Here is a 16,928-nt window from a genome sequence, read left to right as displayed (position 1 = left end):
GCGACGAATGGCGTCGGGTATGCGCGAGTATAAAGTAAAGCGGCCAAAGACAAAAAAGGCAGCCGTAGCTGCCTTTTCTCTGGTAGCCGAAGCTGCCCTTTTTGCCGCAAAGCGGCAAAAATCAGCCTGCTGCGACTGCGGTTTTCGAACCAACCGAACCGAACTTCTGACGGAACTTCTCGACGCGACCAGCGGTATCGACGATTTTGTGCTTGCCCGTGAAGAATGGGTGCGATTCAGCCGAAACCTCGATCTTCACCAGTGGGTATTCTTTACCGTCGTGGGTGATTTTTTCGCGGGTTTGGATGGTCGAGCGGGTAACGAATTTGAAATCGCACGACAGATCGTGGAAAACAACTTCGCGGTATTCTGGATGGGTATCGACTTTCATGGTCTTCTCTCTAGTTTGGTAGCCAAACAGCACTTCGTCGGTCGTCTTGCTTCTTGACCCGATTGCCGATCACTTGCCAGGGTTTAAAATAATGCAACCGTCGATTATATAGCGCTTTCGGGCCGAGGGCAATAAAAAAGCCGCTCGATGAGCGGCTTGCACCTACGTGAGAGGCGAGATAAAACCGTAGCGAGCAGGCCGCAGTTGCGATCGAGTAGCGCAACCGTACAAACGTACGGTGAGCAACGGAGATCGCAAATGCGGCCGCGCAGTAGGTTTTAGCCGCCTCTACGCATCATGTCGAAGAACTCTGCGTTGTTCTTCGTTGCTTTCATCTTGTCCAGAATGAACTCCATCGCCTCGATCTCGTCCATCGAATACAGCAACTTGCGCAAAATCCAGATTTTTTGCAGCTCGTTCGGCTTGATCAGCAGTTCTTCGCGGCGGGTACCCGATTTGTTCAGGTTAATTGCCGGATAGACACGTTTCTCAGCCAAGCGGCGTTCCAGATGCACTTCCATGTTGCCGGTACCCTTGAATTCTTCAAAGATCACGTCATCCATGCGCGAACCCGTTTCGATCAGTGCCGTGGCGATGATGGTCAGCGAGCCGCCTTCTTCAATATTGCGCGCGGCGCCGAAGAAGCGTTTTGGACGTTGCAGCGCGTTTGCGTCGACACCACCGGTCAGTACCTTGCCCGAGGCAGGGATGACGGTGTTATAGGCGCGCGCCAGGCGGGTGATCGAGTCGAGCAGGATCACCACGTCTTTTTTCATTTCGACCAGGCGCTTGGCTTTTTCCAGCACCATCTCGGCCACTTGCACGTGGCGCGTGGCCGGCTCGTCGAAGGTCGAGGCGACGACTTCGCCGCGTACCGAACGTTGCATTTCGGTCACTTCTTCCGGACGTTCGTCGATCAGCAGCACGATCAGCGTGATATCCGGGTGATTGGCCGTGATCGCATGGGCGATGTGCTGCAGGATCACGGACTTACCGGATTTCGGCGATGCCACCAGCAAGCCGCGCTGGCCTTTGCCGATCGGGGCGATCAGGTCGATGATGCGGCCGGTGATGTTTTCCTGGCCATTCATTTCACGTTCCAGGCGCAGCGGCTCGTTCGGGTGCAGCGGCGTCAGGTTTTCAAACAGGATGCGGTGTTTCGACATCTCCGGCGATTCGCCGTTGACCTTGTCGACTTTGACCAATGCGAAATAGCGTTCGCCATCTTTCGGGGTCCGTACCTCGCCCTCGATCGAATCGCCGGTGTGCAGATTGAAGCGGCGGATTTGCGAAGGGGAGATGTAAATGTCGTCGGTGGACGCCATGTAGCTGGCGTCAGGCGAGCGCAGGAAGCCGAAGCCGTCAGGCAGCACTTCCAGGGCGCCGTCGCCAAAAATCTGTTCGCCGGACTTGGCGCGTTTTTTCAGGATAGCGAACATCAGCTCCTGTTTGCGCAAGCGGGCTGCGTTGTCAATGTCAAGACCGATCGCCATCTCAAGCAGGGCGGATACGTGTAGGGCCTTTAGTTCGGATAAATGCATATGTGTTGAGTGTCCCGAGACGGGATGTAAAGGTAGGGGAGGGGACTGCGTGGCGTTGATTAATTATTGGGGAAGGCTGTGCACGAATGATGGCAAAGCTGTTTCCCGGTCGTTCCAGTCAGGCGGCGCTGCGGGCGCAGCGCTGCCTATCATACATTAAATGTTGCTGTCGACGAAAGCGGTCAACTGGCCCTTGGCCATGGCGCCCACTTTTTGAGCAGCTGCGACACCATCCTTGAACAGGATCAGGGTCGGGATGCCGCGGATGCCGAACTTGGCAGGCACTGCCTGGTTGGCGTCCACGTCCATCTTGGCGATCAGGATGCGGCCGTCATATTCCTTGGCCACTTCTTCCAGGATCGGGGCGATAGCCTTGCAGGGACCGCACCATTCTGCCCAGAAGTCGACCAGCACTGGCAACTCGGATTTCAGGACGTCTGCTTCAAAAGATGCATCGCTAATGTGTTTGATATTTTCGCTCATATTTTCCTCAAATGAGGGTGGGATCAATAATGCCTGGGATTAACCATACGCTGGTTCGCCATCCATGCTTCCTGGAGTGCAGCTAGCAGATGGGGGCAATGGGCACAAATTCAATATTCTTGGAAGGTGCGACCAGAGGTATGCAGGCGGGGATGGCTGAAATAATAACCCATTTTTTCAAAGCGTGGCGATTATTGCAGAAAAACTTGAGGCATATCGCCACCGCGCGTGCCGGCAGGGCGGCAAAGCCGCATGCCTGCTGGCCCGCAGCGCCGTGCCCGCCCTCCCGGCCATCCTTCGCGCTCAGGCCTGTATGCTGGCCAGACGCGCCGTGTGCTGCAATTGCAAGTTCACCATGAGCTGCAATTCCGCGCTTTCCATCGGCTTGCGGAAGGTGCCTAATATATGCAGGCCATTGGCCACGGCCAGGCGTTCGGCTGCCAGGCGCACGGCCGAATGCAGGCCGGACAGTAACACTACGCCGCCGCGGAAGCCATTGTCAGCCGCCATGCGCAGGAATTCGATGCCGTCGATGTCGGGCATGGACAGGTCGCAGATCAGCAGATCGGGCTGGTGCTGCTTCAGGGTGGCCAGCGCCTGTTCGCTGTGCGAATCGCAGCGGATGTCGAATGGGCCCATCTGCTCGAGCATGTCGCTGAGCACGTCGAGCATGAAAACGTCGTCGTCCAGCAGCAGCACGCGCAACGGCGCCAGGCCTGCTTCGTTGTGTTCCCGGCTTGCTTGGTTTGATACAGTGTTCATCGTCATGTCTTTCTGTTGATATGCATCGCTGTCGATGCCGATACCTTGCCGTAACGTGCTGGCGATAGCTAATCGTCATTGGCAAAGCTGGTGTTATTCATGATTTGTTCGGTAATCAGTTCCAGCAGGGGCCACAGGCGCGCCACGATGCGCCTTGCCCGCTCCTCCTCGTCGGCCGGTTCTCCCGGCGCCAGGGTTTCCAGGTCGTGACACAGCTCGGCCAGCCCCAGCGCCCCCACGGTGCGCGCCGACGACTTGATGCGGTGTCCCAGTTCGCGCACCTGGTGCACGTCGCCGCGCGCCAGGGCCGCGTCGATGTCGCCAAAGCCCTCCTGCGTGGTCTGCAGGAACTTGAAGGCGAATTTGCGCACCTTTACCGGGTTGTAGCCCAGCAGCTTGGCCAGGATGGACAGGTCGATCACCTGCGGGTCGCCCGCCAGTGTGGTCTTGAAGGCCGGGGCGGGGCGGCCGCGCGCCGGTGGCGGTGGCGTCTCGCGCGCCGGCAGCCAGCTGGCGATGGTCTGGTACATCATGGCCGGCTGGATCGGCTTGGAAATGAAATCGTCCATGCCCGCTTCCAGGCAGCGCACGCGGTCTTCGCTGGTGGCCGTGGCCGTCATGGCCAGCACGCGCAGGTGCGCCAGTTGCGGGTCGGCGCGGATGTGGCGCGTGGCTTGCAAGCCATCCATCAGCGGCATTTGCACGTCCATCAGCACGCAGTCGAACTGCGTCTGGCGCAACAGGTCGAGCGCTTCCTCGCCATTGTTGGCCAGGCAGACGGAGGCGCCCGCTTCTTCCAGCAATTCCAGCGCCACTTGCTGGTTGAAGGTATTGTCTTCCACCAGCAGGATGCGCGCATGCTTGAGCGTGCGCATCACCAGGGCCGCGTCGGCGCTGGCGCGCATGGCCGCTGCCGTCTGCACCATGCTGTCGAGCATGGCCGGCGCCGCCTGGTCGGAAATGCCCAGGTTGGCCGTGAACCAGAAGGTGCTGCCGGCGCCGGGACGGCTGTCGACGCCGACGTCGCCACCCATCAGCTGCGCCAGCTGCTTGCAGATGGCCAGGCCCAGGCCCGTGCCGCCATATTCGCGCGTGGTGGAAGTGTCGGCTTGCTGGAAGGACTGGAAGAGCTTACCCATTTCATCCTGCGACAGGCCGATGCCGTGGTCGCACACTTCGAAGCGCACCAGGCAGTGTTTGGTGTCCGCCACCACCTTGCGCACTTTCACGGTAATACTGCCCTGTTCGCTGAACTTGATGGCGTTATTGGCGTAGTTGATCAGCACTTGCCCCAGGCGCAGCGGGTCGCCCACCAGCACGGCGGGCAATTGCGGGTCGATCTCGAACAGCAGTTCCAGGTTCTTGCCGGCGGCGCGCGGCGCCACCACCGTCATCAGCGTCTGCACCACATGGTCGAAACTGAAGTTGATGCGCTCGATTTCCAGCTTGCCCGCCTCGATTTTCGAGATGTCGAGGATGTCGTCGATGATGCCCAGCAGGTGTTCTCCGGCAAAGCGGATTTTTTCCAGGTAATCGCGCTGGCGCGGTTCCAAATCCGTCTTCAGGGCAAGATAGGCCATGCCGATCACGCCATTCATCGGCGTGCGGATTTCATGGCTCATATTGGCCAGGAATTGACCCTTCGCCAGGCTCGCTTCTTCGGCCACCTGCTTGGCCTGGTCCAGCTGCTCCGTGCGCTGCGCCACGCGCTCTTCCAGATGTTCATTGAGTTCGCGCAAGGCGCTCTCGCTGCGCTTGTGATACGTGATGTCCGTCAGGCTGGCCACCACCATGCCGACCTTGCCGTACTCATCGCGGATGGCTTCCGTATTGACGGACAGCCACGACAGGCTGCCGTCGGGCTGTTGCACGCCCATCAGCACGTCGCGCATGGCGACACCGGTCGACAGGGTGATGTGCACGGGATGGCTGCGCTGGTCGAAAGCGGAACCGTCTTCGCGGATGGCTTGCCACAGGCTGCGGTTGGCCGGACTGGCCGCCAGCATGCGCTCGGCTGCCGCATTGCTCTCCAGGATATGCCCATGGCTGTCCTGCACCACCAGGCCGTTGGTGACGGCGCCAAACACGGAGGCCATGCGCTGGCTGGAATTCGACAGCGCGATCGACGCCTGGCGCCGTTCCGTGATGTCGGTAATCATGGCCAGCGTGCCGCCCGGCTCGCCGTTGTCCGATTGAATACTGGTGCTCGACAGCAAGCCCCACAGGCTGGACAAGTCCTTGCGAAAGAAGCGGAAGTCGACCTGGTCCGGCTGGCTGGCAAAGCTGCCGTGGCTGGCCAGGCGCCGCTGCATCAGCAACTGGCTGTCGCGGTCCATGAAGTCGAGCATGGGACGGCCCAGCATTTCCTGCACCGTATAGCCCAGCATGTGCGCCATCTTCGGGTTGACGAACGTGGTTTTGCCATCCGCATCCGTCATCCAGATGCCTTCGGCCGCCGTCTGCACGATCAGGCGGTAGCGCTCCGAACTGGCGTGCAAGGCTTCTTCGGCGCGCTGGCGCTGCGTCATGTCGCGCAGCGAGACGATGGAAAATACTTGTCCGGCCATGCGCAGCGGCGACAGGCTGACCTTGGCGGGGAAGTGCGTACCGTCGCGGCGGCGCGCCATCATCACCCGGCCCGGCAGGCTGTGCCGCGCTTGCGGATCGCCCACGGAGTGGCTGGCCGTGCTTTCCGGTACCAATTGTTCCAGCGACATACCCGTCAATTCGGCCAGCGGGTAGCCGAAGCAGCGCGCGCCGATCTGATTCGCGTAATGCACCTTGCCCTCGACATCGGCCACCAGCATGGCTTCGGGCGCCGCTTCCAGCATCGAACGCATGCGCGATTGCTCGTCCTGCTTGCGTTCGCTGATATCGCAGACGATGCCGCTGGCCTGCGTGGCGGCGCCATCCGAGGCACGCGACAGCACGGCGCCGCGTGCCAGCAGCCAGCGCCAGTGGCCGTCGCTGTGGCGCAAACGGAATTCGCAATTGAAGGTGCCGGGCGCCTGGCCGTCCAGATGCTGGCGAAATGCAAGACTCAGGCGCGCGCGGTCGTCCCGGTGTACTTCGGCCAGCCAGTCGGATAGTGCATGCTCGAGCCTGGCACTCCTGTCGCCCAGCACGTCCTGGTACTGGGGCGCAAACTGCAGCCGGTCGGACTGGCGCCGCCAGGTCCAGCCAGCCAGGGCGGCGCCGCGCAAGGCTTGCCCCGCATCCTGTTCGGCCAGGGCATGCGCGGGCAGGAGCAGGCGGCGCAACCGTTGCCGCAGCCGCCAGGCTTGCCAGCAAGCCAGTCCCGCCAGGGCGGTGGCGCTGGCGGCAGCGTACGGCCACAGCAGTGTCGGCGCCATGCCGTGTGCCGCCGCCTGCACCGGCAGGGAGAGTGCCATGCCTGTCGCCAGCATCGTACGAGCGAGCCGGCGCAGCGCAGGGCGCCGTCGGCGTGGTGCGCTGAAACTCGTGTGGCTGCAATACGACAAATGCATCCCTTTCTGGGGCGTGATTGGACTGGGCTGGCAGTGCATGAGACGCGCTGATATAAACGCCTGCGGCGCTTTCTGGCGGCAACTATAGCATCGAATATTTAGTCGGAGTATTTAAGTTCTGAAACGGCCAAAACGGGATTTTTTTTGCCCCGGAATGGCTGTTTTTTTCGCGATTTGGTGAGAATTCGTGAGAAAGTTGGCGCGAAATCGTGCTACTCAATTGCGGCATTGGTCCTACGTGAAGCTGCCGGCAAACTGATAGCGGTGTCCGGGATGCCACATGGTGGCGATCGAGGCGATCTTGCCGCCCGAGCGCGTCTGGCGGCGCAGCACCAGGCAAGGCTGTTTGGTGTCGATGGCCAGCATTTCGGCAATGTCGCGCGGTGCCGACAGCGCTTCGATGCTGTAGGTGGCGCCTTGCAAGGGGGCGGCGGCCATCAGGTATTCGTTCGGCGTGATGCTGGAAAAATCCTGCGTCATGTAGTCGGGCGCGCACTCGGGATTGACCCAGCGGTCTTCCACCTGGATTGGCACGCCGTTTTCAAAATGCACGATCAGCGAATGAAACAGCGGGTGTTCCAGCGGCAAGCCGAATTGCTTGGCCAGCAAATCGGACGCCTTAGTGCGTTCGAGCAATTGCAAGCTGCTGCGGTGGATATGCCCGCGCGCGCGCACTTCATCGGCGATACTCTTGATTTCCAACAGGGTCGCCTGGTATTTTTGCTGCGCCACATAGGTACCGGAACCCTGGCGCCGCGTCAGCACTTGCTCGCTGGTCAGTTCGCGCACGGCGCGGTTGACCGTCATGCGCGAGACGCCGAATTGTTTCACCAATGCTTGCTCGGAGGGAATCACGTCGCCTTCCTTCCAGCGTCCGGCAGCGATGCCGGCCAGCAGAAAATCCTTGATGCGCTGGAAAATGGGCGTATTTTCCTGGGTAGTATGATCGTCCAATGCGGTTTCTCCGGGGCGCGGGCAGGGCGCGCCGCCGGCTGGTGGCGCGATGGCCGATTTTAGCACCGAGCACGCTGCCTGCCGCCAGCCTTTTTTTGAATTCAAAAGCAAGCGCCGGAGTGCGGCGCGCGCGCGTGCTGGCTATGCTGGTTGCTTACTATTGACTTGCACGGAGTTCGCCATGGAACACGCTTACCTGACTGACGATGAACGCTGGGATGCCCTGCAGCGGCGCGCGCCCGACGCCGACGGCGTTTTCTATTACTCGGTGCGCACGACGGGCGTGTATTGCCGCCCTTCCTGTGCGGCGCGTCCCGCCTTGCGCCGCAACGTGGCCTTCCACGCCAGTTGCGAGCAAGCGGAAGCGGCCGGTTTTCGCCCCTGCCTGCGCTGCAAGCCCAACTTGCCCCCGCTGGCCCAGCGCCAGGCGGCCATCGTGGCCGATATCTGCCGCCTGATCGATGCCAGTGACGAGCTGCCTGACCTGGACAGCCTTGCCAGGGCCGCCGGCATGAGCCGCTTTCACTTTCACCGCGTCTTCAAGGCGCATACGGGCATCACGCCCAAAGCGTATGCGGCGGCGCGGCGCGGCGAGCGCCTGAAGGCAGGTTTGCAGGGCGCGGCAAATGTCACCGAGACTTTGTACGCGGCCGGTTTCAATTCCAGCGGCCGCCTGTACGCGGCCACGCCGGGCTTGCTGGGCATGACGCCGGGCGCGTTTCGCGCAGGCGGCAGCGGCGCCGTGATCCGTTTCGCCATCGGCGCCTGCTCGCTGGGCGCCATCTTGGTGGCCAGCACGGACAAGGGCATCTGTGCGATTTTGATCGATGACGATCCGGAAGTGTTGCTGCGCGATTTGCAGGACCGCTTTCCGCAAGCCGAACTGCGCGGCGCGGAAGCCGAATACGAACGGACGGTGGCGCAGGTGGTGGGCTTGGTCGAGGCACCCGCTTTCGGCCTGGACTTGCCGCTCGACGTGCGCGGCACCGTGTTCCAGCAGCGCGTGTGGCAAGCCTTGCGCGAGATTCCCGCCGGCAGCACGGTCAGCTATGCCGAGCTGGCGCGCCGCATCGGCGCCCCGCAAGGTGCGCGCGCCGTGGCGGGCGCCTGCGCGGCCAATGCCCTGGCCGTCGCCATCCCCTGCCACAGGGTGGTGCGCAACGATGGCGCACTGTCCGGCTACCGCTGGGGGGTGGAGCGCAAGCAGGCGCTGCTCGAACGCGAGGGCGAACGGTGAGGGCGCTGGATTGGCAGCAGATCGAGGATGATCTGAATCAGTACGGTTGCGCCGTCGTGCCGGGTTTGCTGAGTGCGGATGCCTGCGCCGCGCTGGCGGCGCAGTATGATGACGCGTCGCGCTTTCGCAGCCGTGTGGTGATGCAGCGCCATGGTTTTGGACAGGGCGAGTACCAGTACTGGGCCTATCCGCTGCCCGACATCGTGGCCGCCTTGCGCGAACAGCTGTACGGACCGCTGGCGGCCATCGCCAACCGCTGGCATGCCAGCATGGGCTTCGATAGCCGCTTTCCCGTGGCGCACGGGGATTTCCTGGCGCGCTGCCATGCGGCCGGGCAAATGCGGCCCACGCCCCTGCTGCTGCGCTACCGCGAAGGCGATTACAACTGCCTGCACCAGGACCTGTATGGCGAGCACGCGTTTCCGCTGCAACTGGCCGTACTGCTGTCGCGCCCGCAAGACGATTTCACGGGTGGTGAATTCGTGCTGACGGAGCAGCGCCCGCGCATGCAGTCGCGCCTGGAGGTCGTGCCGCTGGCGCAGGGCGACGCCGTCCTCTTTCCCGTCGCGCAGCGCCCCGTGCATGGCACGCGCGGCAGCTACCGCGTGAACATGCGCCACGGCGTGTCGCGCCTGCGTTCGGGCTTGCGTCATACCCTGGGCATCATTTTCCACGATGCAAGCTAAACGGTAGCTGCGGCGCTTGAGTTTCCAGAATTGCATGGCATGATGGCTACTCCTTGTCACTCTTTCATTTCTGCCATGTCCGCGTTGCTCCGCTTGTTGTGCCTGTTGACCATTTTTATGTTGCCCGCAGCCCATGCGGACGATGGCGTGCCCGCGCTCGTTGCAGAGGCCGCATCCGCCGTGACGCCGTCACAGGCTGCGGCGGCCAGGACGGCGCCGCTGATGTTTGCCAATCGCAAGGTGTTTGTTTTTCGCGCCGCGCTGGCCGGCTATCCGCCCGATGACCGCGCCATTGGTGCGCAGCGGCGCCTGGAAAGCGTGCTGGCGAAAAACGGTCCCCTGCAGGCAAGCACGCGGATGATTCCCGAAGGCACGCAAGTGTTGCTCGATGGCGTGCAGCTGTTCGTCGTCGTGCAGGGCGACGTCAACCAGCTGGCCGGCGACACGACGGAAAGCGTGGCGAAAACGGCGGCCGGGGAATTGAGCAAGGCCGTCTTTGACTATCGCGAGCAGAGCAGCTGGCACTACCTGGCGATCGCCGCCGCCGTGTGCGCGGCCGCCACCCTCGTGTTCTGGCTGGTGTGGCTGGGTCTGACACGCTTTTACCGCTGGGCCAAGCGCCGCAGCGGCATCCTGCTGGCCTCGCGCCTGCGCGACGTGCGCCTGAAAAACGTGCGCGTGCTCGACGCCGAGCACTACATCGCCTTTGCCTACCAATTGCTCAGCGCCGTGCTGTGGGGCTTGCGCCTGATGGCCACGTATCTGTGGGCTGCCTTCGTGCTGGGCCGCCTGCCCTACACGCGTTCCTGGGGCGAAAGCCTGAGCGGCTACCTGTTCGACGTGGCGGCCGACGTCTTCCACGCCATCATCGGTGCCTTGCCGGGGTTGGTGCTGGTATGCGTGATCTTCGCCATCGCGCGCCTGATCGCCGCCACCGCCGCCTCGCTGTTCAAGCGCGTGGAAAGCGGAGAACTGCAAATCGGCTGGCTCGACAAGGACACGGCCCTGCCGACGCGCCGCATCGCCAGCGTGGTGATCTGGCTGTTCGCGCTGGCCATGGCGTATCCGTATCTGCCCGGTTCGCACACGGCTGCCTTCCAGGGCCTGTCCGTGCTGGTGGGCCTGATGGTGTCGATCGGCGCGTCGAGCATCGTCGGCCAGGGCGCGAGCGGCCTGATCCTGATGTACACGCGCGCCCTGCGCAAGGGCGAGTATGTGCGCGTGGGCGACAGCGAGGGTACCGTGGTCGACGTGGGCATGTTCGAGACGCGCCTGCGCACGGGCCTGGGCGAGGAAGTCGCCTTGCCGAACGCGTGGGTGATGTCGCAAACGACCAAGAATTACTCGCGCGCCCAGCCCGGCGGCGGCTTCGTGCTCGACACCACCGTCACCATCGGCTACGCCACGCCATGGCGGCAAGTACACGCCATGCTGGAACTGGCCGCGTCGCGTACACCGGAATTGTCCACCATGCCGAAACCGTACGTGATGCAACTGGCCCTGCAGGATTACTACGTGCAATATCGCCTGGTCGCCTACGCCAGCGCCGAAGTCCCCCGCCAGCGCGCCGAAGTGCTGAACCGCTTGCACCAGAACATCATCGACGTCTTCAACGAATTCGACGTGCAAATCACCTCGCCGCACTACATTGACGACCCGAAAGAGTCGCAGGTGGTGCCGCCGGAGGAGTGGTTCAGGGCGCCGGCGCAGCGGGGGGAGGAATCGGGTCAAGTGGTGCCGCCCAAGCCTTGAATGCCCGGAGCGGTTGGTGCGTGATGGAGGCAATGACACGCGCTATTTTGGTTTTTCCTCGGGAGCGCAGGTGTTCTTGCCATTTGTCAGCTGAACCACATGGAAGCCTCCGGAGGCTGCCGTGAGCAGGCAGAAATCTGCCGATTAGCGCGAAGTGGGATCGGACGCGGATGGCGGCCTTCCCAGGAAGGATACGCCATACACTTTTCCCGCCACCAGCTACGCGGCATCGCTGCTCTCGGCCCCCCCCCGGGAGCCTTGCCGTAGCGCACGCATCCCCTGTTTGGCAGGCGATAGGTGGGGTCGCCAAATGAGGCATTGGGAAACATGACCGTCCATACATTGTTCCAGCCATTCGGCCCAGGTGTGCTGATCGTCAGCATCTTCAGGCTGACTGGCCCTCTTGATCATTCCTCTTGATTGGCAATTTTGAAGCAGGGAAGACCCGCCTCAGTCATGACGGCGGCGCGTCCCATGCGCGACCACGCCGAGGCATCGATACTCGTCAGCGTGGCAAGCAGGAATAGCGGTGTGTGACGATATGGCATGGCGATTCTCGCACTATTTGATGAGCGAATGTTCTGGGCAACTATCCTGTCTCCACGCTGGCGTGTCGCTGCCAATGGCGATGATTTTTCGTTCACAAGCTTTTTGTCGAGAGCGGTACTTTTTTCCACCAGTCATATTTAAAAACCCACACACCAACGGCGGGCTTTTCTGACAGGTCTGAAATGCTGAGTGCTCCCAAACCTTCGGAAGGTCGTTAAGAATCGCGGCCATTTCCCGAGCAGCGAAGCGGCCACCAAGCTGGTATTGCTGGCCTTGCACAGTATTGAAAAATATTGGAAGATGCTGCAGCGCACGTGGAAACTGGCGGCCAACCAGTTTGCCATCATGTTCGGCGAACGCTTCACAAACGCGATTAACTAAAACCCGGCCCTGCACACACAGAATTGCTTACACGTCCGTTGGTTAGCCTTTTATAATCAGCGAAGTTTTCATCGATAGTGGAATACCCCAACCCGATGCGGTATAACCAACGCTGTCATGACGTATTGGGCACATAGACAGTTTTCAGGTGCGCTAGGTGCTTCATGCACAGGAGTTCTAAGTAATCGCCAGGAAATTATTGTGAATTTATTACAAACAGAACCGGATGCTATACAAGGCGCCGACTGCGACGCAGTAGAGCGCCGCTTATGGAAGTCAGAAATCACAAGAATTCATCGGGGGTTACTTAGTCGCCTGAAAGGCTCCTAGTGACTCCGATCTAAATTGCAATGCATTCAACATCAGCCTTTGCCGGCTGAGATATGCAAACCGTAAAGAGGAATAGACGTGAGCAACAGAGTTTTTGGTTTAGTGTGGTGCCTCATCATCGGTTTTTTCTCTCTCCTGCCTTTGCTGCACGGAGAAACCGTGCATGTGCCGCCAGCGGTTGTTGCAGTGCTGCTTGCACTGATCGCCGTTTCTGCGCCGGGTCTTCTTGATCGACCAAACAGATTATGGACATATTTTGGCAAAAAATCACATGCAGTAACGAGCACCGTTACGCTTTTCCTGATTTATTTTTTCTTTCTTACCCCGGGGGCAGCACTGTTGCGCCTGTGTGGTCGCAGGCAGCTAAAACTGCAATTTGATCCCAAGACGCATACATACTGGACCGAACGCACTTCGGGCGACACGAACTTCAACCACCCATATTAACCATACACTCAATGCAAATTCTTGGTATCTCCGCGTACTATCATGATAGCGCCGCTGCCTTAATCCGTGATGGTATCGTTGTGGCAGCAGCACAGGAAGAACGTTTTACTCGAAAAAAGCAGGACTCTGATTTCCCTCGCAGCGCCACTCGTTTCTGTCTTGAAGCAGCACAAGGCTCTGCGATAGATCATGTCGTCTTTTACGACAAGCCCCTCCTCAAGTTCGAGCGCCTTCTAGAAACATATCTGAGCTTTGCCCCGAAGGGATTCGCCTCCTTCCGTGCCGGCTTACCGGTCTGGGCGAAGGAGAAACTGTTTCAGCGATCATTGCTCGCAAAGGAACTGAACGCGCTCGCACCTGGTAAATTTTCTTCTGATGAGTTGCTATTTTCCGAGCATCACCTAAGCCATGCAGCCTCCGCCTTTTATCCGTCACCTTTTGACGAGGCGGTGGTGCTAACCACGGACGGAGTGGGAGAATGGGCAACCACATCGGTGGCAATTGGTCGTGGCTCGGAACTGAAAATCATCCGCGATCTGGTTTTTCCCCATTCGCTTGGACTGCTGTATTCCGCATTTACTACCTATTCAGGTTTTCGCGTCAATTCTGGTGAATACAAGCTCATGGGCCTCGCCCCCTACGGAAAACCACGCTTTACCAGCATCATTCGCGAACACCTGATTGATGTAAAGGAAGATGGCACCTTCCGATTGAATCAGAAATACTTCAACTACTGTACCGGGTTGAGCATGACAAATTCCCGCTTCCATAATCTATTCGGTCGGCCACCGCGATTACCGGAGAGTCCACTCGAAGACTTTCATGCCGACATAGCAGCTTCGATCCAGCAGGTAACGGAAGACATCATTCTTCGCATGACCAGGGCGCTGGCACAAGAAACCGGCCTGAAGAATCTCTGTCTGGCTGGAGGAGTGGCGCTTAATTGCGTAGCCAATGGCAAGATCGCCGCTGATGGTGCATTCGAGAATATCTGGATTCAACCCGCTGCGGGTGATGCTGGTGGAGCACTTGGTGCAGCACTCGCTGCTTATCATCTCCATCTCAAATCACCGCGTCAAGTGAGTTATCCAGATGCGATGAACGCCAGCGCACTGGGTCCAGAGTTCTCGCCCAGCCAGATCGAAGCGACGCTATCAGCAGCCGGGGCGCGTTTCACTATTGCCCCGAATGAGCTAGTAGTTGATGAGACAGCTCAGGCGCTGGCAGCTGGCGAGGTGGTTGGCTGGTTTCAAGGACGCATGGAGTTTGGCCCTCGTGCCCTCGGCAATCGCTCTATCCTGGGGGATCCTCGCAGAGCCGATATGCAGAAGAAACTCAATCTCAAGATTAAATTCCGCGAGAGCTTTCGGCCCTTTGCCCCATCAGTTTTAGCAGAGGCCGCAACAGACTGGTTCGACATGAGCGCACCGGCCTCTCCCTATATGCTGACGGTTTCTACGGTAGCGGAAAAACACCGAAAAATATCGGCGCAGCACGCAGCGGAACATCATGCATTAAAGGATCAACATCTCGTACGCTCCGTTATTCCTGCAGTGACGCACACAGATTTTTCTGCCCGTGTGCAGACCGTTGACGCCGAGCAGAGCCCCCGTTATCACGCACTTCTAAAGGCATTCGAAACACTGACTGGCTGCCCCGTGCTGATCAACACCAGCTTCAATGTACGGAATGAACCGATTGTATGTACGCCGACAGATGCATTCAACTGTTTTATGGCTACTGATATGGATCGTTTAGTCGTTGGGAACTTCGTGATGCTCAAAGCAGAACAGGATCACACGTTAGCTACGAATTATGCCTCAAGTTTTGAAATGGACTAACATGAGTGAGAAATCAAATTCTTCGCAACCCCAGTCAAAATCCCGCCCGTATCTAGTTAAGCTATTTCAAGTCTTTATCGTTATTTGCCTAATAGACGGATTTCTCGACATTGCCTACCCACTAGCGATGTTCACCAAAAAAAAAATTAAGATCGTAACTTCCGAGATTAAAAATTCTGCACCGATGGAATTAAATGAATCCCAGAAAGTTATAATTCCCGCAGGAGGCCTCCCCCTTCGGAATGAACCAGGAATTCGGAACATTGTTTCCGAATATCATTCTACAAGCATTAATGTAAATGCAACTGGTCTGCGCTACAACGGTCAACCCCCTCCAGAGAAGGTGGGTTACGTTGGCGTTCTGCTCGGCTCATCAACTGCATTCGGATACGGTGTCGCCGATAATCAGACTATTGCCGCACATCTAGAACGAGCATTGAATCACACTCGAATTTATAATTACGCGGGTTTGGGCCAACCCCTCCCTGATAACATATTGCGCTGGTACGATTTACAGAAAAACAACGGAAAACCAGATTTTGTCATCCTCGCTGGCGTAAACTATCAATTACTCGACGACTGCCGGCCAATTTGGACGACAAACATACCGGGAAGTACGCATTCGAACATTTTTTTATATCTGACTGACAAGCTCTCAAACGAGAAAATTATGCCTTGCACCTCCAGTGATAGTATAGAACTAGCCGTCCGAAATTCCATCCTTTCCATAGAAAATGCGGTTACCTTCGCTCGCAAAAATCGGATTCCTTTTTATATAGTAAATCTTCCAAGTCCTTTTGACGCCAATGTCAATATCAGTAACATTTTAAATTCTGCTAATACAACATATTATATGTCAATGCGAAGAGTAGTTAGTCACTACCATCAAGAGCTGACCAAGCTCGACATTCCGGAGTTCATCGATCTATCCCATGCGCTACCAGCTGATAAAACTTACTTTATAGACATGGGAGGACATCTCTCAAAGGAAGGAAACAGGCTTATTTCAGAGAAAATTTTTGACCACATATGGGGCAACAAAAGCCAAGTGGCGACACGCTTGCCCCAGCACTGAGGTGTACATAGATGTCAAGACACTTCTGTTTCAAGATGCCCGTGGCGGTTTGCTGAATTTTCCAGCGAACAGCGCTGGGCAGGCGCTCGGATTGATCGTGCATTCGGACAGGGGGCAGTATGCCAGCGGGCTTTACCTGGATCTGCTGGCTAGCCACGGCTTTGTCTGCAGCATGAGCCGCAAAGGTAAGTGCTGGGACAACGCCGTCGCTGAACGCTTCTTCCTGAATGTCAAGATGGAGCGCGTCTGGCAACGTCATACGCCAACCACGCTGAATCAAAAGCCGATATCACCGATTACATCATCGGCTTCTATAACTGCAAGCGCCTCAATTCAGTACTGGGCAATCTGCCACTCTCTGTTTATGAAACAGAAAATGGTGGAACGTGAACCTATCGTTGTGTCTGAAATTACTTGACCGCCGCAGATGGGAGGATTACCGTTGCATGCGTCATAATACAATTGTCTGGTCTGGTCGGAGATTGTCCGACCGTGGGACTTGATCTTCAGGTAGATTAGGATTGCTGTATCCGATTGTGTCGGCGTGTGTCTGCGCTTGCCACTGGCTGCATCAATCGCCACAGGTGGTGCTCGCCGTTTGCAACCTTGTACTGAGCGGCGGACTCGTGCTGCAGGCTGTTGCCCATCTTGGACGTATATACGCCCCAGGACTAATTTAATTTAACAGGATCGACAACGAATGGCAGGAATAAATACTATGAATTATGGAGCTGATGGCCGATTTCCAGTCTATATAAAGATTGTTTCCTGCGATTTCAAATACATTTAATATCGATTCATCCCTTCTCATTTAAGATTGACTACATAGTGGAGTATTTTTGTGAAATTCTTGCATGACCTTTTTGGATTCCTGTTTAGTCGAAAATCCAGGTTGGTATTAATTCCATTCTTTGCGGTAATAATGCTATTCGCTGTCCTCTTTGTCGTGTTGGCTAATTCGCCTTGGGCGCCATTCGTATACGCGGTGTTTTAAGCGTGAGCAGTCGAAAA

The 16,928-nt window shown here is 58.2% G+C and carries 14 protein-coding genes and 2 pseudogenes; 9 read left to right on the top strand and 7 right to left on the bottom strand.

Annotated elements, in window-relative coordinates:
• Positions 1-121 precede the first annotated feature (121 nt).
• The 6 genes from ACQ4WL_RS06935 to hutC all read right to left on the bottom strand — a co-directional run bounded on the left by ACQ4WL_RS06935 (position 122) and on the right by hutC (position 7,619).
• The gene (locus tag ACQ4WL_RS06935) at positions 122-391 is read right to left on the bottom strand and encodes a type B 50S ribosomal protein L31 (RefSeq protein WP_034746247.1); all 270 of its coding nucleotides are present in this window, start codon (positions 389-391) and stop codon (positions 122-124) included.
• A gap of 278 nt (positions 392-669) precedes the next feature.
• The gene (gene rho, locus ACQ4WL_RS06930) at positions 670-1,932 is read right to left on the bottom strand and encodes a transcription termination factor Rho (RefSeq protein WP_034746249.1); all 1,263 of its coding nucleotides are present in this window, start codon (positions 1,930-1,932) and stop codon (positions 670-672) included.
• Positions 1,933-2,088: 156 nt separating this feature from the next.
• Positions 2,089-2,415 carry a thioredoxin TrxA gene (gene trxA, locus ACQ4WL_RS06925; protein ID WP_436508924.1) on the bottom strand — a complete coding sequence of 109 codons (327 nt, stop codon included), beginning with the start codon at positions 2,413-2,415 and terminating at the stop codon, positions 2,089-2,091.
• Positions 2,416-2,718: 303 nt separating this feature from the next.
• Positions 2,719-3,177, bottom strand: coding sequence for a response regulator (locus ACQ4WL_RS06920; protein WP_436508923.1), 459 nt, complete (start codon positions 3,175-3,177; stop codon positions 2,719-2,721).
• 68 nt (positions 3,178-3,245) lie between these two features.
• Entirely contained in the window at positions 3,246-6,569 is a 3,324-nt protein-coding gene (locus tag ACQ4WL_RS06915) for a PAS domain S-box protein (protein ID WP_436508922.1), read from the bottom strand.
• A 330-nt stretch (positions 6,570-6,899) separates the two neighbouring features.
• Positions 6,900-7,619, bottom strand: a complete 720-nt coding sequence (hutC, locus tag ACQ4WL_RS06910) for a histidine utilization transcriptional repressor HutC (RefSeq protein ID WP_436508920.1) — start codon at positions 7,617-7,619, stop codon at positions 6,900-6,902.
• Positions 7,620-7,800: 181 nt separating this feature from the next.
• On the opposite strand from hutC, the gene ada reads away from it, so the two are divergent.
• The 3 genes from ada (at position 7,801) to ACQ4WL_RS06895 (ending at position 11,294) form a co-directional block, all read left to right on the top strand.
• Positions 7,801-8,856: a bifunctional DNA-binding transcriptional regulator/O6-methylguanine-DNA methyltransferase Ada gene (ada, locus tag ACQ4WL_RS06905; RefSeq protein WP_436508919.1), complete on the top strand. Its 1,056-nt coding sequence runs from the start codon at positions 7,801-7,803 to the stop codon at positions 8,854-8,856.
• The gene (locus ACQ4WL_RS06900; protein WP_436508917.1) at positions 8,853-9,542 is read left to right on the top strand and encodes a 2OG-Fe(II) oxygenase; all 690 of its coding nucleotides are present in this window, start codon (positions 8,853-8,855) and stop codon (positions 9,540-9,542) included. The genes ada and ACQ4WL_RS06900 overlap by 4 nt, the downstream gene beginning before the upstream one ends.
• A 117-nt stretch (positions 9,543-9,659) precedes the next feature.
• Entirely contained in the window at positions 9,660-11,294 is a 1,635-nt protein-coding gene (locus ACQ4WL_RS06895) for a mechanosensitive ion channel family protein (protein ID WP_436508916.1), read from the top strand.
• Positions 11,295-11,701: 407 nt separating this feature from the next.
• Here ACQ4WL_RS06895 and ACQ4WL_RS06890 read toward each other — a convergent pair whose 3' ends face one another.
• Positions 11,702-11,971 (bottom strand): hypothetical protein, encoded by a 270-nt coding sequence (locus tag ACQ4WL_RS06890; protein ID WP_436508915.1) that lies wholly within the window; start codon positions 11,969-11,971, stop codon positions 11,702-11,704.
• 73 nt (positions 11,972-12,044) lie between these two features.
• On the opposite strand from ACQ4WL_RS06890, the pseudogene ACQ4WL_RS06885 reads away from it, so the two are divergent.
• The 6 genes and pseudogenes from ACQ4WL_RS06885 to ACQ4WL_RS06860 form a co-directional block, all read left to right on the top strand.
• Positions 12,045-12,224 (top strand): annotated as a pseudogene (locus ACQ4WL_RS06885) (IS256 family transposase); the annotation flags it as partial.
• 408 nt (positions 12,225-12,632) lie between these two features.
• Positions 12,633-13,001: an SxtJ family membrane protein gene (locus tag ACQ4WL_RS06880; protein WP_436508914.1), complete on the top strand. Its 369-nt coding sequence runs from the start codon at positions 12,633-12,635 to the stop codon at positions 12,999-13,001.
• An 11-nt stretch (positions 13,002-13,012) separates the two neighbouring features.
• Positions 13,013-14,842, top strand: a complete 1,830-nt coding sequence (locus ACQ4WL_RS06875; RefSeq protein ID WP_436508913.1) for a carbamoyltransferase family protein — start codon at positions 13,013-13,015, stop codon at positions 14,840-14,842.
• Between the two features lies 1 nt (position 14,843).
• Positions 14,844-15,917 (top strand): SGNH/GDSL hydrolase family protein, encoded by a 1,074-nt coding sequence (locus tag ACQ4WL_RS06870; RefSeq protein WP_436508912.1) that lies wholly within the window; start codon positions 14,844-14,846, stop codon positions 15,915-15,917.
• An 82-nt stretch (positions 15,918-15,999) separates the two neighbouring features.
• Positions 16,000-16,307, top strand: a pseudogene (locus ACQ4WL_RS06865) (integrase core domain-containing protein); the annotation flags it as partial.
• A gap of 451 nt (positions 16,308-16,758) precedes the next feature.
• Positions 16,759-16,911: a DUF5989 family protein gene (locus tag ACQ4WL_RS06860; RefSeq protein WP_366523213.1), complete on the top strand. Its 153-nt coding sequence runs from the start codon at positions 16,759-16,761 to the stop codon at positions 16,909-16,911.
• Positions 16,912-16,928 lie beyond the last annotated feature (17 nt).

The sequence above is a fragment of the Janthinobacterium kochi genome (assembly GCF_051380715.1).
In the GTDB taxonomy this organism is placed as follows: domain Bacteria; phylum Pseudomonadota; class Gammaproteobacteria; order Burkholderiales; family Burkholderiaceae_D; genus Janthinobacterium.
The sequence above is the reverse complement of the archived record's forward strand: the minus strand, read 5'-3'. Positions and strand labels throughout refer to the sequence as shown.